Consider the following 20,366-nt stretch of genomic DNA (forward strand, 5'->3'; position numbering starts at 1 on the left):
CGGGTGTCGGTGACGGTGACGGTGGGCAGGGTGCCGGTGAACTGGCGGGCGGCGGCGTCGGAGCCGTTCTCCTGCAGGGACACCCCGTTGTTGTCGGCCACGGTCATCGACAGCTGGCCGGGGGTGGTGGTGGGCTGGATGTTCACCGACACGTCCACGCCGCCGGTGGCGGGGTCGTCGTCGGCCATGGCGGGGGTGGCCGCGCCGGCGAGGGCCAGGCCGAGCACCGACGCGGCGAGTATCCGGGTGGTCATTCTCATGGGAATCGCTCCATCTATGGGGGGCGGGGCCGGCCGGCTGGTCGGCCGGCCGGCCCCGGGTTGTGCTACCGCGGTGGTGGCGGCTCAGCCGCAGCTTGCCGCGCTGTAGTCGACGTCGTAGGACGAGGTGACCTGCTTGCCGCCGATCGTGGCGGTCGCCTTGACGGTGACCGTGCCGGCGTCGATCTGGGCGGCGCGGGTGTTGAAGGACTGGTAGGCCTGCTTGCCCGGAGCCACGTCGGCCACGGTCTTGGAACCGTAGGGAGTGGTCAGCGTGATCGTCGCCGGGACGTCGGAGTCGTTGACGGCGGTGACCGCCACGTACGCCGAGGTGCCGATGCAGCGGGAGGAGGCGGTGACGGTCAGCTTGACCTCGGGTGCGGGAGGCGTGACGGAGTCGAGCGCGACGGCGAAGATGTGCATCGTCGCGACCCCGTTCGCCGCCCCCGCGCTGATGTTGGGCAGGTCGACGCGGGAGATCTCCTTGTTCTGCAGAGCAACGCCGGAGTAGTAGATGGTGGCGGGGGTGTTCTGCCGCTGGTTGTTCGGCCGGTTCTGGTAGGGGGCCACGACGGCGGCGTCGCCCGACGAACTCGGCGCGCCGTACCAGTCGGGCGAGCTGAGGGTGAAGGTCTGCCTCGTGCCGTCCTTGTAGACGACGGTGGCCGGCCCGGACACCGCGCCGTAGGTCCCGGTCAGCAGGAAACCGAGCGTCTTGCCGGTGCCGGTCACCTTGAGGGACTGCCCGGAGGCGATGGCGTTGTCGGGGGTGCCCACCGCGACGTCGGGCCACGTGAAGGTGAGCCCGTTCTTGGTGAAGGTGGCCCCCGGAGTGACACCGGCCGACGCCAGCGCCTGAGCGGAGATGCTGGCGCCGTTGCCGTCGAAGTTCCCGGGAGCGGTGTTGGTGTCGTCGGTGACCGCGACGTTGCTGAAGAGCTCCTCCAGCGGCTTCTCCCCGCCGCCCCACACCTGCACCGTGGCCTGCGTGGACACGCTCCAGTCCTCGCCCGCCTCGGTGCCGGCGACGACGGCGGTGATGACCGCGGTGCCGGTGGCCGCGCCGGCGGCGGGAGTGAAGGTGAACTCCACCTTGGCCGTCGCGTCCGCCGCCAGTGGCCCCACGTTGGCCTGCTCGGGGGTGACGGTCCACCCCTCAGGCACCGTGAGGGACACCGTCGCCGACGCCAGCGACTCCTCGACCGCCTTGACGATGACCTCGGCCTTCGCCTCGTCACCCGGCGTGACCTCGACCGGTGCGGTCACCGTGACCTTCTGCAGCGCGAACGCCCGGTAGGTGTGACCGGCCTGCGCCGTGATCTCGACGGCGTCGGGCTCGGTCTTCTCCACCTTGACCGTGCCGCTGCCGGTGACGTCGCGGACCTTGTGGCGGCCGGCGAAGATGCCGCCGCGTACCTTGACGACGCCGTCGCGGTCGGGCGTGATGAGGTACTCGTCGGCCTGCCCGTCGCTCCACTCCGCGCCGACGGTGTGGCCGCCGCGGCCCCGCAGGCCCTGCACCTTCCCGTCCGGCCACGCCGAGGGCAGCGCCGGCAGCACGTGCAGCTCGCCGGTGTGGCTCTGCAGCAGCATCTCGGCGATGCCGGAGGTGGCGCCGAAGTTGCCGTCGATCTGGAACGGCGGGTGCAGGTCGAACATGTTCGGCGCGAGCCTCGCCGGCGTGACCAGGAGGCGGACCAGGTCGTGCGCCCGCTTGCCCTCCTCCATCCGCGCCCAGTAGTTGATCTTCCAGGCCAGCGACCAGCCGGTGCCGTCGTCGCCGCGCAGTTCGAGGGTCCGCCGCGCCGCGTTGTACAGCTCCGGGGTGCCGCGCTTGGTGATCTGGTGGCTGGGGTGCAGGCCGTACAGGTGCGAGATGTGCCGGTGGTTCCGCTCGGTCTCCACCCAGTCGTACAGCCACTCCTGGATGTTGCCGCGCGAGCCGATCTTCATCGGAGGGAGCCGGTCCTTGGCGGCCAGGACCTGCGCCCGGAAGCTCGCGTCCACGCCGAGGACCTCGCTGGCCTCCGCGCAGCCGTCGAACAGGTCGCGCAGGATCTGGTTGTCCATGGTGGGACCGGCGGCCACGCTGACGTTCGCATGGTGGGGAAGTTCAGGGGAGTTCGACGGGTTCGTGACCAGATACCCGAGCTTCGGCTCCTCCACGAGGGTGTCGAGGAAGAACTGCGCCGAGCCCTTCATCGCCGGGTAGTTCTTCCTCAGGAACTCGACGTCCCCGGTGAACCGGTAGTGGTCCCAGATCATCGTGGCCAGCCACGCGCCACCGCTCTGCCACATGCCCCAGAGCGCGCCGTCGACGACCGAGGTCGCCCGCCACGCGTCGGTGTTGTGGTGGGTGACCCAGCCGCCGGCCCCGTACTGCACCTGGGCCGTGCGGGCGCCGGTCACGGTGAGGTCCTGGATCATGCTGAACACCGGCTCGAAGCACTCCGACAGGTTCGTCGTGTCGGCGGGCCAGTAGTTCATCGGCAGGTTGGCGTTGATGGTGTACTTCGAGTCCCACTGCGGGCTCATCGAGTCGTTCCAGATGCCCTGCAGGTTGGCCGGCTGGGTCCCCGGCCGCGAGGAGCTGATCAGCAGGTAGCGGCCGAACTGGAAGAGCAGCGCGGAGAACTGCGGGTCGTCGACGGCCCCGTGCTGGGTGATCCGCACGTCGGTCGGCTGGTCGGCCGCGTCGGTACGGCCGAGGTCGAGCGTCGTCCGGTTGAACAGCTCCTGGTAGTCGGCCACGTGCCGGCTGCGCAGCGTGTCGTAGGCCTTGCCCTTGGCGTCGTCGAGGTGCCCCCGCGCGATGCCCTGGTAGTCGCCGCTGACGTCCTTGTAGTTGACGTAGCTGGAGCCGATGGAGACCAGCAGCGTCACGCTGTCGGCGGCGGACACTTGGAGCGTTCCGCCGGAGCTGGTGACGGTGCCGCCCTCGGCGACGGCCTTGGCCAGCGCCAGGAACTTGACCTGGCCGGTGATGCCCTCGAAGTTGCCCGACACGCCGTCGAGCGCCACCGTCGAGCTGTCCGGGCTGGTGAGCGTCGTGCGCTGTGGGCTGTCGAACGTCGCGCTGAAGGTGATCGAGCCGGGCTTGTCGGCCGTGAGGCGAACGACGATGACCTGGTCGGGCGCGCTGGCGAACACCTCGCGCTTGTACCGCACGCCGTTCAGCAGGTAGTTGACGGACGTGACGGCGGTGGTGAGGTCGAGCTGGCGGTTGTACTCCGTGAACCCGCTGGTGCCGGGGAAGGCCAGCCTGATGTTGCCGACCGTCTGGTAGGCGAGCTGGCCCGCGGGCTTGCCCAGCATGTTCTGGTCGATCAGGGTCTGGGCCTGGCTCCACTGGTCCTCGAAGACCAGGCGCCGGATCTCCGGCAGCGCCGCCAGGCCCTTGGTGTTGCTCTGGTCGTACGGCCCGCCGCCCCAGACGGTGTCCTCGTTGAGCTGCAGGCGCTCGGTGTCGACGTTGCCGAACACCATGGCGCCGAGGCGGCCGTTGCCGATGGGGAGGGCGCGGAGCCAGTCCGTGCCGGCGCCTCTGTCGTACCAGAGCGCCAGGTCGTTGGCGGCGCGTACCTCCGAGGGTGCCACCGATCCGGCTCGGGCGACCGCTGTCCATTGCATCGGCAGCATCAGAGCCCCGGCTCCGACCGTGCCGATCTTCATCAATTGCCTTCGCGTCAGATCTGGCATTCGCTCTCCAAGCGCACTGCGGCCTTGCCGGCGGCCGGCGCCGCGCCAATGGCTGCGATCCCGACATCGAGGAGACTGGCGGGGTTCGGCGGGACCGGCTGCGTGACGAGGCTGTGTAGGGGGTGATGGCAAAGCTACAAAGATTTGATGTATCGGTCAACGATTGCTATAGAAAAGCCCATAAGGGGGTCATCTGGCGCATCCATCGCCGGGAAACATCTAACCTTTGGCCTGTCCCTGCCCCCCGGCACGCTGATCCAGGTCGGGGCGGGTGGGACGTGGGCGACGGAGGGGAAACCGGGCGTCGCGGGCGGCCACGAGAGGACGGTTGCCCGCACCACCGGACGGCAGGCCCGCGCGGGACGGCGTCGGGGCAGGCCGCACCCGCCGGGTAGCGGTGGGAGGTCGCGTGCTGTATCCGTAGAGCGGCACCAATTCCCCGACGAGCACGGGCGACGACGCGCGGGCAGGCCGCATCCGCCCTCTGACTGCCCGTGGTGACGGGGAAATCCCCCGCTCCGTCCGGACTTTGGAAACCTACCTGCCATGTCACGCACAGACGATGTAGTGGACAGCATCAAGCGGATGATCCTCGACGGCGTCCTGCGGCCCGGCGACCGCCTGCCCGTCGAGAAGGACCTCGCCGAGTCGCTGGGCGTCTCACGCGGGGCGTTGCGCGAAGGGGTCTCGGCGCTGTCGATCCTCGGCATCGTCAGCACCCGGCAGGGCGACGGGACGTACGTGACGAACCTCGACGCGACGCAGTTGCTGGCTCCGATGGGCTTCGTCGTCGACCTGCACGGCCAGGGCGATCCGCGGCACGTCTACACCGTCCGGCGACTGCTCGAGTCGGACGCGGCACGGCTCGCCGCGACCGGCATCACCGATGAGGCGCTGTGCCAGGCCAGGGCCCTGCTCGCCGAGTCGGCCCGGATCGTCGGTCAGGCGCCCCACGACCACGAGCGTCTCATCGAGATCGACATCGCCTTCCACCGCATCATCGCCGCCAATACCGGCAACCCGGTCATGATCGGCCTGATCGAGGCGTTCGCCCGGCGCACGGTCCGCGGCCGGCTCTGGCGAAGCCTGCACGAGGAGGGCGCGGACCGGCGCACCCACGACGAGCACGTGGCGATCCTGGCGGCGCTCGCGGCGCGCGATCCCGAACGGGCGCGCATCCGGATGGCCAACCATCTCATCGGGGTCGAGGAGTCCCTGCACCGGCTGCCCGACGACGACGCGCCGTCCGGCCCCGTCGCCGACTGCTCCGTGTCCGACTGACCTGGGTCCAGCCGGAGGCGACGCGGGGTGCCATTCCGGGGCGCGGGGTGACATCCCGGGGCAGGGTGCCATGCCCGCCGTGGTCACCGCACCGGATCCGGGTCCGCGCCGGACCGCGAACGGCCGAGGTTCTCCCGCAGCCAGGTCTCCGTGGTGCTGACGTGCACGAGCGCGGCCGCCTGGGCGAGAGGGGCGTCGCCGGCCGCGAGCGCGCGATAGATGGCTGCGTGCTCGGCGATCGTGCGGCCGGCCGCGTTCTCCTCGACGAGCCCCCGCCAGACACGCGCCCGGAGGGTCCGGCTGGCGATGCCGCCGAGCAGGGCGGACAGGGACTTGTTGCCCGTCGCCTCGAAAACGGCCCGGTGGAAGGCGTCGTCGTGATGGTTGAGCGCTTCGATGTCGTTCTGCGCCGCGATCATGGCGTTGAGATGCCGTTCGACGTCCGCGAGCTGGCCGGCGGTGATCCGGGCGGCGGCCAGACCCGTAGCCACCGGCTCGAACAGGCGCCGCACCTCGGTGATCTCGAGCAGATCGTCGCCCCGCATCATCTCGACGGCGAGACCGACGCCTTCGAGCAGCAGCTCCGGCGAAAGGCTCGTGACGTAGGTGCCGTCGCCCCTGCGCACCTCCAGCACGCGTGTGGTCACGAGGGAGCGGACGGCCTCCCTGAGCAGGTTGCGGGACAGGCCAAGCTCGGCTGCCAGCTCCTGTTCTGGAGGCAGCCGGGCGCCCGGGGGAAGCGTCCCATCCTTGATGCGCTTCCTGATGCGTTCGATCGCCTGCTCGGTCAACGACATACCTGCATTTTGGTATGTCAGGACAGCGGACCTCTACACGGTCCCTCCCGGCGTACGGGGATGCGCCCGGAACCGGCCGCGCCTCCGCCCGACGGGGCGCGTGGCATGGGCGGCCTGGCAGCGAACCCGTCGTGCCGCGCCTTCCAGCAGGGACAGACATGCGATGTGTCCGGGTCTTCCCGCCCCGACGTGGCCAGTCGATACGTCGGATCCCTTGCCGCCGGAAGCCGCGCGAATAACGGAATATCACCATCCTTCCTCAAGGTCTGGACACTGGAGCGGTTTTGAGCATAGAAAGACATCCCATGTCCTGTCGTGATTAGCCCGCTCACGACGAACCTCGCCCATGCCCCGCACAGCGGCGCGGACCTCACCCGAGCGTGGCGGTCAGCGAAGGCATGGCAGCCGTGGTGCTTCAGAAGGAGAGACGATGGTACGCAGACGGTTCGCACTCGCCGCGGCCTTAGCCATATCTGGGTGCCTCGCCGCGGCATGCGGCGGGAACAGCGGTACGGGAGACGACAGCTCCGGCGGCGGGAACGACGCGGCGGCGAAGCCGGTCATCGGCGTCGACTACCCGCGTTCCGACACGGACTTCTGGAACTCCTACATCAGCTACGTGCCGAAGTTCGCCGGCGACCTGGGTGCGGAGGTCAAGACCACCAACTCCCAGAACGACATCGCCAAGCTCACCGCGAACGTGCAGACCCTGATGAGTCAGGGTGTGAAGGGCGTGGTCATGGCCCCGCAGGACACCGCGGCGGTGGCGCCCACGCTGCAGCAGCTCGAGAGCAAGAAGATCCCCGCCGTGCTGGTGGACACCCGGCCCGACACGGGGAACGCCTTCATGGTCGTACGGGCCGACAACCGCGCGTACGGCGAGAAGGCCTGCAAGTTCCTGGGTGAGAAGCTCGGCGGCAAGGGCAAGGTGGTTATGCTGGAGGGCGACCTGGCCTCCATCAACGGCCGGGACCGCACCGAGGCGTTCAACGACTGCATGAAGCAGAACTATCCCGGCATCACGGTGTTCGGCGAGGCGACGAACTGGGACGGCGCCGTGGCCTCGCAGAAGCTCTCCACCGTCATGACGGCGAACCCCGACGTCAAGGGCGTCTACATGCAGTCGAGCTTCGCCCTCGCCGGCACGCTGCAGGTTCTCAAGCAGCGCGACCTGCTGGTGCCGCCGGACGACCCCAAGCACGTCTTCGTCGTCTCCAACGACGGCATCCCGCAGGAGCTCAAGGACATCGCCGCCGGGAACATCGACGCCACCGTCTCCCAGCCCGCGGACCTGTACGCCAAGTGGGCGCTGTCGTACGCCCAGGCCGCGATCGAGGGCAAGACCTTCCAGCCGGGCAAGACCGATCACGACAGCACCATCATCGAGGTGCGGCCCGGCCTGCTGGAGGACCAGCTGTCCGCGCCGCTCGTCACCGCCGACGGCGGCACCTACGGCGGAATCGCCAGCGTCAAGCACGACGACAAGTCGCTGTGGGGCAACAACCTGAGCTGAGAGGGCGTGGTCATGGAAGAGTTCGCGGGAGGGCCCGCGAGCCCTCCACCCGCCCGTGACGACGGGCAGGTCCGTGCGGACCCGCCCGTCGCCGAGGCGGAGCACATCACCAAGAGGTACGGCGAGACGACGGCGCTGGACAGTGCCCGCATCACGATCAGACCCGGAGAGGCGCACGCACTGGTCGGGCGCAACGGTGCGGGCAAGTCGACCCTGGTCTCCATCCTGACCGGGCTGCAGGCGCCGGACGAGGGCGAGGTCCGCTTCGCCGGCTCCCCCGCGCCGCGGCTGTCCGACCGTGACGCCTGGCGGGAACGGGTCGCCTGCGTCTACCAGAAGTCCACGATCATCCCTGAGCTGACCGTGGCGGAGAACCTCTACCTGAACCGGCACGACCGCAACCGGCTGGGACTGGTCGGCTGGAAGGGCCTGTGGCGGAAGGCGGCCGAGCTGCTGGAGGCGTGGTCGGTGGACGTCGACGTCCGCCGGCCTGCCGGAGAGCTCGGGGTGGAGCAGCGGCAGTTCGTGGAGATCGCCCGCGCGCTGTCGTTCGGCGCGAGGTTCATCATCCTGGACGAGCCCACCGCCCAGCTGGACGGCGCGGCGATCTCCCGCCTCTTCGAGCGGATGCGGGCGATGCGGGAGCAGGGAGTCACCTTCCTGTTCATCAGTCATCACCTGCAGGAGATCTATGAGATCTGCGACACGGTCACGGTGTTCCGGGACGCCCGGCACATCCTCACCGCGCCGGTGGCGGACCTGCCGCAGGGCGAGCTGGTGGCGGCGATGACCGGTGAGGCCGCCGGGCTGCGGGAGCACGCCGTGCGCCCGCCGGTCCCGGCGGAGGCCCCGGTGGTCCTCGACGTCCGGGGCCTGCGCGACGGCGACGTCTACCAGGACGTCGACCTCCGAGTCCGGGCCGGGGAGATCGTGGGGCTCGCGGGTCTGGGCGGCAGCGGGAAGACCGAGCTCGCCGAGACCATCGCCGGGCTGCGCGCTCCCAAGGACGGCACCCTCGAGGTGGCCGGGAGCCGCCCGCGTCCCGGGAGTGTGCCGGCGTCGCTGGCCGCCGGAGTGGGCTTCGTGCCCCGCGACCGTCACCATCAGGGGCTCGTCCCCCTGATGTCCATCGCCGACAACACCACGATGACCGTGCCCGAGCGACTCGGTCAGGCGGGGTTCGTCAGCGGCCGGCGCAAGGACGCGCTGGCCCGCGAGATGATCACGAATCTCGCGATCAAGACACCCGGCCCGGAACTCCCCGTTTCCGGGCTGTCCGGCGGCAACCAGCAGAAGGTCGTGATGGCCCGCGCCCTGGCCAGCGACCCGCGCCTGCTCGTACTGATCACGCCGACGGCCGGAGTCGACGTCCGGTCGAAGGAGTTCCTGCTCGGCAAGGTCGAGGAGATCGCCGGCAACGGAACAGGCGTCGTGATCGCCTCCGATGAACTTGACGACCTGCGGCTGTGCAACCGGGTGCTCGTGATGTTCCACGGCCGCGTCGTCGCGGAACTGACCGCCGGCTGGCACGATCACGAGATGGTGGCCGCCATGGAAGGAGTCGACCTCGATGCCTGACAGCACCACCGCTCCCGCCACGACGGGACACCCTCCGGGCCCGTCGGCGCCGGAGGAGGCGGGAAGACGCCGTCCGGCGATCCCCCTGGCCCGGCTGCGGGACTTCGCGCTCGTTCCCGCGATCATCGTGATCGCGATCGTCGGGCAGATCGTCAACCCGATCTTCCTGCAGAGCGACAACCTGATCAACATCCTGCAGACCATGTCGGAGATCTCGCTCCTCGTCCTGGCGCAGACGCTCGTGCTGATCGCCGGCAGGATGGACCTGTCGCTCGAGTCGACCTTCGGGCTGGCCCCCGGCGTGGCCGCATGGCTGACGGTCGCCGCCGGCACGGGACCGGGGCTCGGGCTGCTGCCCGGCGCCTGGGGAATCCCCGTCACCCTCGCGGTGGGAGTGCTGATCGGCGCGGTGAACGCGCTGTTCATCGTCCGCTTCGGGCTCAACGGCTTCATCGTCACCCTGGGCATGCTCATCGTGCTGCGCGGCCTCCTCACGGGCATCTCCGGCGGGCAGACCTTCTTCAACCTGCCGGAATCGATGACCTACTTCGGCTCGGCCATGTGGCTCGGCGTGCCCGCGTCCATCTGGATATGCCTGCTGCTGTTCGCCGTGGGGATCGTGGTCATGGGATTCACCCGGTTCGGCCGGGCGCTGTACGCGATCGGCGGGAACGTCGACGCCGCCAAGGCGGCCGGAATCCGCACCGACCGGGTGCTGTGGATCGTGCTGATCTCCGCGAGCCTGCTGGCCGCGATCGGCGGTCTCCTGCTGACGGGCCGGCTCGCCTCCGTGGCCGCCGCCCAGGGCGACGGCGCGATCTTCACGGTGTTCGCCGCGGCCGTCATCGGCGGAGTCAGCCTCAACGGCGGCAAGGGCACCGTGTTCGGCGCGTTCACCGGCATCCTGCTGCTCTACATGATTCAGAACGTCCTCACGCTCGCGGGCGTCCCCGCGCAGTGGATCCAGGCGCTCAACGGGGCGATCATCCTCACCGCACTCGCGATCTCCCGCCTCACCGGCGGCAAGTCGCAGGAATGACGAGCAGGGGAGGCCGATCGCGACGCCGGCCTCCCCTGCTCGTCGCCGCGTACGCCTCCGGGGCGTGAGACGCGAAAAGGCCGGGTGATTCCCGCTTCGAACGAAGTGGGAATCACCCGGCCTTCTGGTTCTGGCGCCTTCCGGCTCAGGCGCCTCCCGGTTCCGGCAGGAGGCGCGTTATGAGGGGAGCAGCGGCAGCAGGGCGTTGAGGCGCCCGGACGCGAAACCGGACAGGTCCAGCGAGCAGAAGGTGAATCCCGCGCCGCGGACCGCGGCATCGACGCGCTCGCGCAGCTCGCACGCCCGCGGGATCTCGGTGACCGGGACCTCGACCCGGGCGAGCGTGCCGCCGGCGTGGGCGCGCACCCTGCACACCGGGAAGCCGAGATCGCGCAGCGCGCCCTCGGCGGTCTCGATCCTGCGCAGGACCTCCGGCGTGACCGGGTCGCCGTAGCTGACCCGTGAGGCCAGGCAGGGCGCGGCGGGCTTGTCCGCGGTGACCAGGCCGAGGCTCCGGCTGACCGCGCGGACGTCGGCCTTGGTGAGCCCGGCCTCCACCAGCGGCGCGATGGCCCCGCGCTCGGCCGCGGCCCGCTGCCCTGGGCGGTGGTCCCCGAGGTCGTCGAGGTTGGTGCCGAGCGCGATCCGGGCGCCCATGGCGGCCGCCAGCGGCGTGAGCGCGTCGAACAGCGCCGACTTGCAGTGGTAGCAGCGGTCGGCGCCGTTGGCGGCGTACTCGGGCCTGTCGGCCTCGTCCGTGCACACCTCCAGATGGGCCAGGCCGTGGGCGCGCGCGAAGTCACGCGCCGTGGCCCGCTCCGAGGCGGCCAGACTCGGGGAGACGGCGGTGACGGCCAGTGCGCGCCCGCCGAGCACGCGGGCGGCGGCGAAGGCGAGCAACGCGGAGTCGGCGCCGCCGGAGTAGGCGACGACGACGGCGTCCTCACGGCGCAATCGGGCCGTCAGCCGGTCCATGGCGTCGCCCGCCGCGCCCACTCGGCCGGCGTCCGCCGCCGCGTCTCCCCCGGAAGCGGGACGCTCAGCCACGGGCGGCCTCGCCCGCGAAGGCGCCCGAGCCGGTGAGGCTCTCCTCGACGCCGAGGACATGCAGGGCGGCGTGGAGCCTGGCCCGTTCCGAGTCCCGCGCCAGCAGAGCCCGATAGACGGCCCGGTGCTCCCTGAGGGTGCGATGAACGGCCTCGGGGTCGCTCATGCCCCGCCAGACGCGGGCTCGTACGGTGCGGCCGGACATGTTGTGGGTGACGGCGGCGAGGACGGCGTTGCCGCAATGAGAGGCGATGAGGGCGTGGAAGTCCTGGTCGAGCGCGACGAGTTTCTCGTGGTCGACGGGATCGCAGGCGGCCACCGTCTCGGCCTCGTCGAGCAGGTCGCCCAGGTGGACGAGATCGGCGTCCGGGATGCGCGTGGCCGCCAGCGCGGTCGCCTCCGCCTCCAGAATCCTGCGCACATGCAGGAACTCCCCCGCCCCGGCGTCGAGATGTATGTCGGCGACGAAGCTCATCCCGTCGAGCAGCAGGTCGGGAGAGAGACTGGTGACGTAGGTGCCGTCGCCCTGCCGCGTCTGCAGCACCCTCATGGCGACCAGCGCGCGCACGGCCTCGCGCAGCGTGTTGCGGGCGACACCGAGTTGTTCGGCCAGATTCTTCTCGACGGGGAGCTTCTGCCCCGGGCGCAGCTCCCCATCGATGATCATCTGCTTGATCGTGTCGATCGCCGTCTCGATGACGCCCACGTCAGCCTCCCCATTGGTGACCATCAGGGTAGCGGTACGCATCGATCGACTCAGAGTGCATACGAGCGCTGTAACCAGGCTTTTCGGGCAGCAGATAACGGCCGCGCTCGATGCGGACGGGGTCGGTGAAGTGCTCGTGCAGGTGGTCGACGTACTCCAGGACCCGGCCCTCCAGGCTGCCGCTCACGCACACGTAGTCGACCACGGCCATGTGCTGGACCAGCTCGCACAGGCCGACGCCGCCCGCGTGGGGGCAGACGGGCACGCCGAACTTGGCGGCCATGAGCAGCACCGGCACGATCTCGTTGACCGACGCGAGCCGGCAGGAGTCGATCTGGCAGAAGTCGATCGCGCCCGCCTGCAGGAGCTGCTTGAACATGACCCTGTTGTGGCAGTGCTCGCCGGTGGCGACACCGACGGGGGCGATCGCCTTGCGGATGGCCGCGTGGCCGAGAACGTCGTCGGGGCTGGTCGGCTCCTCGATCCACAGCGGCTCGTACGGCGCGAGCCGATTGACCCACTCAATCGCCTGGGGCACGTCCCACACCTGGTTGGCGTCGATCATGAGCGTGCGGTCGCCGAGCTCCTCCCGCGCGATCGCCAGCCGGCGGACGTCGTCCTCGACGTTGGCGCCGACCTTGAGCTTGACGTGGGTCCAGCCCTCGGCGACGGCCTCGCGGCACAGCCGGCGCAGTTTGCCGTCGTCGTAGCCGAGCCAGCCCGGAGAGGTGTTGTAGGCCGGGTAGCCGTGCTCGGCCAGCTCGGCGATCCGTTCCGCACGCGTGGGGGCGAGCCGGGCCAGCATCTCGACGGCCTCGGCGGGGGTCAGCACGTCGGACAGGTAACGGAAGTCGCAGGCCGCGACCAGCTCCTCGGGCGTCATGTCGGCGACGAAGCGCCACAGGGGTTTGCCGGCCCGGCGGGCCACAAGGTCCCACGCCGCGTTGAGGACGCCCGCGGCCGACAGGTGCACCACGCCCTTCTCCGGCCCGAGCCAGCGCATCTGGCTGTCGGCCATGATCTCGCGGTAGAGACCGCCGAGGTCGCCGGCCAGCTCGTCCACGTCGCGTCCGGCCAGCCGCGCCCCGATCTGCCGGGCGGCGGCCACACACAGGTCGTTGCCCCGCCCGATCGTGAACGTGAGGCCGTGCCCCGCCAGGTCGCCGTCGTCGGTCTCCAGCACCACGTACGCCGCGGAGTAGTCGCCGTCCGGGTTCATGGCGTCCGAGCCGTCGAGCGTCGCGGAGGTCGGAAACCTGATGTCGATCACGTTCACAGAGGTGATCGTCGGCATGGGCGAACTCCAATTGATCCGATGAATATGAATGGAACAGTAGGATCACACCGGGCAAAGGTCAAGGCAAGTCCACCCATATCCGATCAAAGCCTTTACTTCAACCCGATGAATCTGACAGGCTCGGCTCGGCGTATGGCCCTGAGAACCAGCGGAGAGGCAAGATCGTGAAGCTGTTGCGAGTGGGCCCGGCGGGCGAGGAGCGACCCTGCGTGCTCACGCCCGACGGGCGGGTGTTCGACGTGTCGTCGTTGACGGCCGACATCGATGGCGCCTTCCTCTCCGGGGGAGGCGTCGAACGGGTGCGGTCGGCTCTGGCGGAGGGCGAACTGCCGGAGGCGGGGCCGTACGAGCGGGTGGGCGCGCCGATTGCCAGGCCGGGCAAAGTGGTGTGTATCGGATTGAACTACTCCGATCACGCGGAGGAGACGGGGGCGGCGATCCCGGCGGAGCCGGTGGTCTTCATGAAGGCGTCGAACACGGTGGTCGGCCCCGATGACGAGGTGCTGGTGCCGCGCCGGAGCGTGAAGACCGACTACGAGGTCGAACTGGCCGTGATCCTGGGCCGTACGGCGCGCTACCTGGAGTCCCCCGAGGCGGCGGCGGAGGTGATCGCGGGGTATGCGGTCTCCAACGACGTGTCGGAGCGGGAGTTCCAGAACGAGCGCGGCGGCCAGTGGGACAAGGGCAAGTCGTGTGAGACGTTCAATCCGCTGGGTCCGTGGCTGGTGACGGCCGACGAGGTCGGCGATCCGCAGGCGCTGGGGTTGCGGCTGTGGGTCAACGGGGAGCTGCGGCAGAACGGCGGCACCAAGAACCAGATCTTCGGGGTGCATCACGTGATCTGGTATCTCAGCCAGTTCATGGTGCTGGAGCCGGGCGACGTGGTGAACACCGGCACCCCGGCGGGTGTGGCGCTGGGCCGTGGCCCGCAGGCCTTCCTGCGGGAGGGTGACGTGGTCGAGCTGGAGATCGACGGTCTCGGCCGTCAGCGCCAGCGGATGGGTCAGGCATGACCCCAGAGTTCGACGGCCTGGTGGCGATCGTCACCGGCGGGGCGTCGGGCATCGGCCGGGCGGTCGCCGAGGAGCTGACCGCCCGCGGCGCCCGCGTCGCCGTCCTGGACCTGAAGGACACCGAGTTCGCCTGTGACGTGACCGACGACGTCGCCGTACGTGCGGCTGTCACGGCGGTCGCGGAGGCGTACGGCCGGATCGACGTGCTGGTGAACAACGCGGGCATCGGTGCGCTGGGCACGGTGGCCGACAACGACGACGCCGAGTGGCTGCGGGTGCTCGACGTGAACGTGGTGGGGGTCGCCCGGGTGAGCCGGGCGGCGCTGCCCCACCTGCGCCGTTCCCCGCACGCCGCGATCGTCAACACCTGCTCGATCGCCGCGACGGCGGGCCTGCCGCAGCGGGCGTTGTATTCGGCGTCCAAGGGAGCGGTGCTGGCGTTGACCCGCGCGATGGCGGCCGACCACATCCGCGAGGGCATCCGGGTCAACTGCGTCACTCCCGGCACCGTGGACACCCCCTGGGTCGGCCGGCTGCTGGGCTCCGCGCCCGATCCCCAGGCCGAGCGGGCGGCGCTGGCCGCCCGGCAGCCGCACGGCCGCCTGGTGACGCCGGAGGAGGTCGCCCACGCGGTGGCCTACCTGGCGAGCCCGCGGGCGGGATCCACGACCGGGGTCGAGCTGGCCGTGGACGGCGGGATGTCGGGCCTGCGTCCGAGGCCGGTGACGTCGTGACGGCCGCCGCCGGCGGCCTGGCGGGCAGGCTAGGACGTTACGGGCTCGGCACGGCGCCGCTGGGCGGGCTGTTCGCGCCGGTGAGCGAGGAGGAGGCCGGGCAGACGCTGGCCGCCGCCTGGGAGGCGGGGATCCGCTACTTCGACACCGCGCCGCATTACGGCAGCGGGCTGGCCGAGGAGCGTCTCGGGCGGTTCCTGCGCGCCCTGCCGGAGGCCGCCGCCGCAGAGGCGGTCGTCTCCACGAAGGTGGGCCGGGTGCTGGTGCCCGGACAGGGCGAGGAGGAGGGGTTCCCCGGCCGCACCGGTTTCGTGCGGGTGCGGGACTACAGCCGCGACGGCGTGCTGCGCTCGCTGGACGACAGCCTGAACCGCACCGGGCTCGACCACTTCGACCTGGTGTTCATCCACGACCCGGACGACCACTGGGAGCAGGCCGCCGGTCAGGCGTATCCGGCGCTGGCGGAGTTACGCGACCAGGGGGTGATCGGCGCCGTCGGCGCCGGGATGAACCAGGCCGAGATGCTGACCCGGTTCGTCCGCGAGACCGACCTGGACGCCGTTCTGGTCGCAGGACGCTACACGCTGCTCGACCGCTCCGCCGCGGAGGAACTGCTGCCCGAGTGCGAGCGGCGGGGTGTGGCCGTGATCGCCGGAGGCGTGTTCAACAGCGGGATCCTGGCCGGCGGCACCACCTTCAACTACGACGCCGCCCCGCCCCCCGTGCTGGAGCGGGCGCGTGGGCTTGGACGCGTCTGCGCGTCCCACGGCGTGCCGCTGCCCGCCGCGGCCCTGCGCTTCCCCCACCGCCACCCGGCCGTCGCCAACGTCCTGATCGGCGCGCGCAGCGCGGAGGAGATCACTGAGGATCTGGCCCTGGCGGCCTCGGACATCCCGGACGCGCTCTGGGAGGACCTGGACCATGCGGGTTGATCTCGCCTACGGCACCGGCGGCCTGGTCGTGGACCTGCCGGACGACCGGACCACGGTCATCGCCCCGGTCGCCCGGCCCGCCGTGACCGACGAGGCCGCCGAACTGCGCCGGGCCCTGCGCGAGCCCGTCGCGGGCCCGCCACTGCGCGAGCGGGTGCGCCCCGGCCAGACCGTGGCGATCTCCGCCTGCGACGGCACGCGGCCCCAGCCGCGGCACCTGATGATCCCGGCGATCCTGGACGAACTGGACGGGATCGTCGACATCGGCGACGTCGTGATCCTCGTGGCCACCGGCACCCACCGCGGCAACAGCGACGCCGAACTGCGTGCGATGTTCGGCGACCAGGTCGTGGACAGCGTACGGATCGTCAACCACGACGCGCGCGACGCGTCGTCGCTGAGGTGGATGGGACGCCACGGCAAGGACGTGCCGGTCTGGCTCAACCGGGAGTGGACCGACGCCGATGTGCGGATCACGACCGGCTTCGTCGAGCCGCACTTCTTCGCCGGGTTCTCCGGCGGCCCCAAGCTGGTCGCGCCCGGGCTCGCCGCCCTGGAGACCGTGCTCACGCTGCACGACGCCGCCCGCATCGGCGACCCCCGGGCCACCTGGGGCGTCATCCAGGGCAACCCCGTCCACGACGACGTCCGCGCCATCGCCGCCGCGACCGGCGTCACCTTCGCCCTCGACGTCGTGCTCAACCGCGAGCAGCGGATCGTGCGGGCGTTCGGCGGCGACCTTCTTGCGATGCACGCCGCCGCCACGGCCGCCGCCCGCGCGGCCGCGATGCGCCCGGTTCGCGAGCCCTTCGACGTGGTGGTGACGACGAACGCCGGTTTCCCGCTCGACCAGAACCTCTACCAGTCGGTGAAGGGGATGAGCGCCGCCGCCCAGGTCGTCAGGCCCGGCGGGACCATCATCTGCGCCGCCGAGTGCCGGGACGGCTTCCCCGACCACGGCTCCTATCGGGACGTGCTCACCTCCGCCGCCTCTCCGCAGGCGCTGTTCGAGGAGATCTCCCGCCGCACCGAGACCGTGCCCGACCAGTGGCAGGTGCAGATCCAGGCCCGCATCCAGCGGCACGCCAACGTGATCATGCACACGTCGCATCTGAGCGACGCCGACCTGGCCGCCGCCCACCTGGAGCAGACCGGCGACATCGCCGCCACGGTCCGCGCCCTGCCCGGACGGGTCTGCGTCCTGCCGGAAGGTCCCATGACGATCCCCTACCTCGCAGGAGAGTGACCGTGCTCCGCTTCGCGGTGGCGACCGGCGACGACCGGCTCCACGCCACCCCGCCGCTGACCGCCGGACCCGTCGGGCCGGCATGAGCGAGGCACTCGACCTCGGCTTCGCCCGCGTGGATCTCGGCCGCGAGGCGCGCCAGGGGCTGCCCGAGATCGTGTACGGCCCGGGCAAGCGCGTGAGCGAGATCGCCGGGATCGTCACCGCCCTGCTCGGCCGGAACACCGGGCCTGTCCTGGTGACGCGGGTCGAACCCGGCACAGCCGGCGAGGTGCGCGCGCTCGTCGCCGGCGGCGCGTACGACCCGGACGCCCGGCTGCTGGTCTGGCGTCCGGCGCGGCCGGTCGAGCACACCGTGGCCGTGGTCACGGCGGGAACGGCGGACGGCCCCGTCGCGGCCGAGGCGGCGGCCGTCGCCTCCGCGCTCGGCCTGCGGACCGTCGTGGTCAGAGACGTCGGCGTGGCCGGGCTGCACCGCGTGCTCGCCGCCGCCGACGACCTGCGCGCGGCCGACAGCGTGATCGTCGTCGCCGGCATGGAGGGCGCGCTGGCCAGCGTCGTCGGCGGCCTCGTCGAGACACCGGTGATCGCGGTGCCCACCTCCACCGGATACGGCGCTGCGCTGGAGGGCGTGACGGCCCTGCTGGCCATGCTGACCTCCTGCGCCGCCGGGCTGACCGTGGTGAACATCGACTCCGGATTCGGCGCCGCCCTCGCGGCCTACCGCCTCACGAGGAGGACCTGCCGGTGATCCTCTCCCTGAACCCCTTCACCGGACTCGCGGGCGACATGCTGCTCGGCGCGCTGCTCGACGCCGGGGCCTCGCTCGACGCCGTACGGCAGGCGGTCACCGCGACCGGGCTCACCGGCTGGCGCCTCGACGCCGCACGGGTGCGCACGGGGGCGCTGACCGCCACCCGCGTTCACATCGAGGTCGACGACGACGCCACCGAGCGCCCGGCCGCACAACTGATCACGATGGCGGCCCGGACCGGGCTGACCGTGGCGGAGACGGCGCTGACCGCCATCGCCGAGGTGGAGGGCGCACTGCACGGCGTCCCGCCCGCCGACGTCCACCTGCACGAACTCGGCGGGCACGACACCCTGATCGACATCGTCGGATGCGCGGCGGCGCTGCGCGATCTCCGGGTGACGCGCGTGCACTCCGCGCCGCTGCCGCTGGGCGGGGGCACGGTGAACACCCGCCACGGCGTGCTGCCCGTTCCCGCTCCCGCCACGCTCGCGCTGCTGAAGGGGGCGCGGGTGCGGGGCGGGGAGGCGGGAGAGGCGGTCACGCCCACCGGGGCGGCCCTGCTGCACGCGATGGGCACCGCGTACGGCCCGGCTCCCGAGATGGCTCTGCGCGCCACCGGGTATGGCGCGGGCGGCCGCGTGCTGCCCGACCGGCCCAACGTGACCGTGGCCATGCTCGGGGAGCCGGTGGCCATGCCCGGAGAGCCCGGGGCCGGGGAAGGCACGCAGATCGTCCTGTCGACGAACCTCGACGACGTGACCGGGGAGGTCCTCGGGCACGTCATCGAGCGTGCCCTCGCGGCGGGCGCGGCGGACGCCTGGGTCACGCCCGCCGTCATGAAGAAGGGGCGCCCCGCGCACGTCCTGCACGTCCTCACGGCCCCCGAGCTGGCCGACGACCTGCAGACCCTGGTCTTCGCCGAGACGGGGAGCCTGGGCCTGCGGCGCGGCATGGTGGAGAAGGTCGCCCTCCCCCGGCACTTCGAGACCGTACGCCTGCACGGCCGGGACGTCCGCATGAAGCACGGGCCGTGGGGGGTCAAACCCGAGTACGACGACCTGGCCGCGTTGGCCCAGGCGACCGGCAGACCCTTGAGGGAACTGACACGAGAGGCATTCGACGCGCTGTGACTTCCGATGCGACTCCCCCTGCGACTTCCCCGGCGGCTCCGGCTGTGACCCGCATCGACGCCCACCACCACCTGTGGGATCTCTCCGTGCGCCCGCAGACGTGGCTGGACCCTCCGGAGATGGCTCCCATCCGCCGCGACTTCGGCCTCTCCGACCACGCCTCCGCCACGGCCGGAACGGGCATCGGCCGCTCCGTGCTCGTGCAGGTGCTCGGCGACGCGGAGGAGACGCGCGAGTTCCTGGCGCTGGCGGCGCGGTCGCAGACCATCGCCGCGGTGGTGGGATGGGCCGATCTGACCCGGCCCGATCTCGCCGACGAGCTCGCCGCCCTGGCCGCCTCGCCCGGTGGCGCCCTGCTGCGCGGGATCCGCCACCTGGTGCAGGGCGAGTCCGACCCGCGCTGGCTGGCCCGCGACGACGTGCGCCGCGGGCTGCGGCAGGTCGCGGACGCCGGACTCGCCTACGACCTGCTCGTCCTGCCTCACCAGCTGCCGGCCGCGATCGAGACCGTACGCGCCCTGCCCGAGCTGACCTTCGTCCTGGACCACCTCGCGAAACCGCCGATCGCGGCCGGAGAGCTCGACCCCTGGGCGGGCCTCATCCGTGAGCTCGCCGCGGAGCCCAACGTGACGGCCAAGCTCTCCGGCCTGATCACCGAGGCGGCGTGGGACGACTGGAACGCCGGCGCGCTGCGCCCGTACGTCGACGTGGCGCTCGACGCGTTCGGCCCGTCTCGTCTCATGTTCGGCTCGGACTGGCCCGTCTGCCTCCTCGCCGGTTCTCTGCCCCTCTGGACCGAGACCGTCTCGGCGCTGCTCACGGATGCCGGGCTGACGGCCGCCGAGCAGGATGCCGTCTTCCGGGACACGGCGACACGGGTCTACCGCTTGGAGGGGTGAGCGCCCGGGACGCCGGCCGGACCGCCTGAGGCGTCCGGCCGGCGTCGGTGGTGTCAGGGCTTCGTGGGGTCAGGGCTTCGTGGGGTCAGGGCTTCGTGGGGGTCAGGGTGTGGTGAGGTCGAAGCGGTTGACGGTGACCGCGCCGCCGAGGGATTGGGTGGCGTAGTTGAAGATGGCGAATCGGTAGCCCATGAAGAACTGCCAGGCGTTGCCCATGGTGAAGGCGGGTCCGAACGAGGTGAAGTTCACTCCGTCGGTGCTGTAGGAGAAGCGGGCCTGGCGGCCGGTGCCGGGGCGGATGTCGGCGTTGACCCGTAGCCAGATCCTGCCGCCGGACACGGAGGTGGAGGCCACCTCGGTGCCGGTGCTGGTGGTCTGCCAGCTGCCGTTCATGGTCAGGTTGTTGGTCGCGACCAGGCGGGTCTGGCCGTTGTCGCGGCG

The 20,366-nt window shown here is 71.2% G+C and carries 18 protein-coding genes; 11 read left to right on the forward strand and 7 right to left on the reverse strand.

All coding sequences use genetic code 11. The features are described 5' to 3' along the window. A partial coding sequence (locus BXA11_RS40325) for a hypothetical protein (protein WP_208865600.1) occupies positions 1–260 on the reverse strand: 260 nt, incomplete at its 3' end. Between the two features lie 84 nt (positions 261–344). Beyond that, the gene (locus BXA11_RS40330) at positions 345–3,890 is read right to left on the reverse strand and encodes a glycosyl hydrolase family 95 catalytic domain-containing protein (protein WP_244303613.1); all 3,546 of its coding nucleotides are present in this window, start codon (positions 3,888–3,890) and stop codon (positions 345–347) included. A gap of 615 nt (positions 3,891–4,505) precedes the next feature. Here BXA11_RS40330 and BXA11_RS40335 point away from each other — a divergent pair. Next, on the forward strand, positions 4,506–5,240 hold the full coding sequence (locus BXA11_RS40335; protein WP_076443233.1) for a FadR/GntR family transcriptional regulator: 735 nt from the start codon (positions 4,506–4,508) through the stop codon (positions 5,238–5,240). Positions 5,241–5,323: 83 nt separating this feature from the next. Here BXA11_RS40335 and BXA11_RS40340 read toward each other — a convergent pair whose 3' ends face one another. After that, on the reverse strand, positions 5,324–6,037 hold the full coding sequence (locus BXA11_RS40340) for a FadR/GntR family transcriptional regulator (protein ID WP_076443234.1): 714 nt from the start codon (positions 6,035–6,037) through the stop codon (positions 5,324–5,326). A 430-nt stretch (positions 6,038–6,467) separates the two neighbouring features. Between BXA11_RS40340 and BXA11_RS40345 the strand changes: the two genes are divergently transcribed. The 3 genes from BXA11_RS40345 to BXA11_RS40355 are packed head-to-tail and all read left to right on the forward strand — an operon-like array spanning position 6,468 to position 10,167. Continuing rightward, positions 6,468–7,550: a sugar ABC transporter substrate-binding protein gene (locus BXA11_RS40345; protein ID WP_076443235.1), complete on the forward strand. Its 1,083-nt coding sequence runs from the start codon at positions 6,468–6,470 to the stop codon at positions 7,548–7,550. A gap of 12 nt (positions 7,551–7,562) precedes the next feature. Continuing rightward, positions 7,563–9,128 (forward strand): sugar ABC transporter ATP-binding protein, encoded by a 1,566-nt coding sequence (locus tag BXA11_RS40350; RefSeq protein WP_076443244.1) that lies wholly within the window; start codon positions 7,563–7,565, stop codon positions 9,126–9,128. After that, the gene (locus tag BXA11_RS40355) at positions 9,121–10,167 is read left to right on the forward strand and encodes an ABC transporter permease (protein ID WP_076443236.1); all 1,047 of its coding nucleotides are present in this window, start codon (positions 9,121–9,123) and stop codon (positions 10,165–10,167) included. Before BXA11_RS40350 ends, BXA11_RS40355 begins: the two co-directional genes overlap by 8 nt. 177 nt (positions 10,168–10,344) lie before the next feature. On the opposite strand, the gene larE is transcribed toward BXA11_RS40355, so the two are convergent. The 3 genes from larE to BXA11_RS40370 are packed head-to-tail and all read right to left on the reverse strand — an operon-like array spanning position 10,345 to position 13,214. Continuing rightward, positions 10,345–11,214: an ATP-dependent sacrificial sulfur transferase LarE gene (gene larE, locus BXA11_RS40360; protein WP_204054119.1), complete on the reverse strand. Its 870-nt coding sequence runs from the start codon at positions 11,212–11,214 to the stop codon at positions 10,345–10,347. Further along, positions 11,207–11,920 (reverse strand): FadR/GntR family transcriptional regulator, encoded by a 714-nt coding sequence (locus BXA11_RS40365; RefSeq protein WP_051762899.1) that lies wholly within the window; start codon positions 11,918–11,920, stop codon positions 11,207–11,209. Before BXA11_RS40365 ends, larE begins: the two co-directional genes overlap by 8 nt. Position 11,921: 1 nt before the next feature. Further along, a complete protein-coding gene (locus tag BXA11_RS40370; RefSeq protein WP_076443237.1) occupies positions 11,922–13,214 on the reverse strand; it encodes an L-fuconate dehydratase in 1,293 nt (430 codons plus the stop codon). A gap of 167 nt (positions 13,215–13,381) precedes the next feature. On the opposite strand from BXA11_RS40370, the gene BXA11_RS40375 reads away from it, so the two are divergent. The 7 genes from BXA11_RS40375 to BXA11_RS40405 all read left to right on the forward strand — a co-directional run bounded on the left by BXA11_RS40375 (position 13,382) and on the right by BXA11_RS40405 (position 19,925). Further along, on the forward strand, positions 13,382–14,230 hold the full coding sequence (locus BXA11_RS40375; protein ID WP_076443238.1) for a fumarylacetoacetate hydrolase family protein: 849 nt from the start codon (positions 13,382–13,384) through the stop codon (positions 14,228–14,230). Further along, entirely contained in the window at positions 14,227–14,964 is a 738-nt protein-coding gene (locus BXA11_RS40380; protein WP_076443239.1) for an SDR family NAD(P)-dependent oxidoreductase, read from the forward strand. Before BXA11_RS40375 ends, BXA11_RS40380 begins: the two co-directional genes overlap by 4 nt. Next, on the forward strand, positions 14,961–15,896 hold the full coding sequence (locus BXA11_RS40385) for an aldo/keto reductase (protein WP_076443240.1): 936 nt from the start codon (positions 14,961–14,963) through the stop codon (positions 15,894–15,896). Before BXA11_RS40380 ends, BXA11_RS40385 begins: the two co-directional genes overlap by 4 nt. After that, positions 15,886–17,142, forward strand: a complete 1,257-nt coding sequence (gene larA, locus BXA11_RS40390; protein ID WP_076443241.1) for a nickel-dependent lactate racemase — start codon at positions 15,886–15,888, stop codon at positions 17,140–17,142. The genes BXA11_RS40385 and larA overlap by 11 nt, the downstream gene beginning before the upstream one ends. Before the next feature lie 82 nt (positions 17,143–17,224). After that, positions 17,225–17,893 carry a nickel pincer cofactor biosynthesis protein LarB gene (gene larB, locus BXA11_RS40395; RefSeq protein WP_030512495.1) on the forward strand — a complete coding sequence of 223 codons (669 nt, stop codon included), beginning with the start codon at positions 17,225–17,227 and terminating at the stop codon, positions 17,891–17,893. Continuing rightward, a complete protein-coding gene (gene larC, locus BXA11_RS40400) occupies positions 17,890–19,026 on the forward strand; it encodes a nickel pincer cofactor biosynthesis protein LarC (protein WP_076443242.1) in 1,137 nt (378 codons plus the stop codon). Before larB ends, larC begins: the two co-directional genes overlap by 4 nt. A gap of 44 nt (positions 19,027–19,070) precedes the next feature. Further along, entirely contained in the window at positions 19,071–19,925 is an 855-nt protein-coding gene (locus BXA11_RS40405; RefSeq protein ID WP_076443243.1) for an amidohydrolase family protein, read from the forward strand. Positions 19,926–20,027: 102 nt separating this feature from the next. Here the strand turns inward: BXA11_RS40405 and BXA11_RS40410 are convergent. Continuing rightward, a partial coding sequence (locus BXA11_RS40410; RefSeq protein WP_208865601.1) for a beta-xylosidase family glycoside hydrolase occupies positions 20,028–20,366 on the reverse strand: 339 nt, incomplete at its 5' end.

Origin of the sequence: Microbispora rosea (genome assembly GCF_900156315.1) — a bacterium.
Lineage (GTDB): Bacteria > Actinomycetota > Actinomycetes > Streptosporangiales > Streptosporangiaceae > Microbispora > Microbispora rosea.

Bases quoted from the DNA above. Each gene is read 5' to 3' on its own strand.
- BXA11_RS40340 (WP_076443234.1), bottom strand. From the start codon at position 6,037: ATGTCGTTGACCGAGCAGGCGATCGAACGCATCAGGAAGCGCATCAAG.
- BXA11_RS40380 (WP_076443239.1), top strand. From the start codon at position 14,227: ATGACCCCAGAGTTCGACGGCCTGGTGGCGATCGTCACCGGCGGGGCG.
- BXA11_RS40370 (WP_076443237.1), bottom strand. From the start codon at position 13,214: ATGCCGACGATCACCTCTGTGAACGTGATCGACATCAGGTTTCCGACC.
- BXA11_RS40350 (WP_076443244.1), top strand. From the start codon at position 7,563: ATGGAAGAGTTCGCGGGAGGGCCCGCGAGCCCTCCACCCGCCCGTGAC.
- larB (WP_030512495.1), top strand. From the start codon at position 17,225: ATGAGCGAGGCACTCGACCTCGGCTTCGCCCGCGTGGATCTCGGCCGC.
- BXA11_RS40330 (WP_244303613.1), bottom strand. From the start codon at position 3,890: ATGCAATGGACAGCGGTCGCCCGAGCCGGATCGGTGGCACCCTCGGAG.
- BXA11_RS40335 (WP_076443233.1), top strand. From the start codon at position 4,506: ATGTCACGCACAGACGATGTAGTGGACAGCATCAAGCGGATGATCCTC.
- BXA11_RS40345 (WP_076443235.1), top strand. From the start codon at position 6,468: ATGGTACGCAGACGGTTCGCACTCGCCGCGGCCTTAGCCATATCTGGG.
- BXA11_RS40355 (WP_076443236.1), top strand. From the start codon at position 9,121: ATGCCTGACAGCACCACCGCTCCCGCCACGACGGGACACCCTCCGGGC.
- larA (WP_076443241.1), top strand. From the start codon at position 15,886: ATGCGGGTTGATCTCGCCTACGGCACCGGCGGCCTGGTCGTGGACCTG.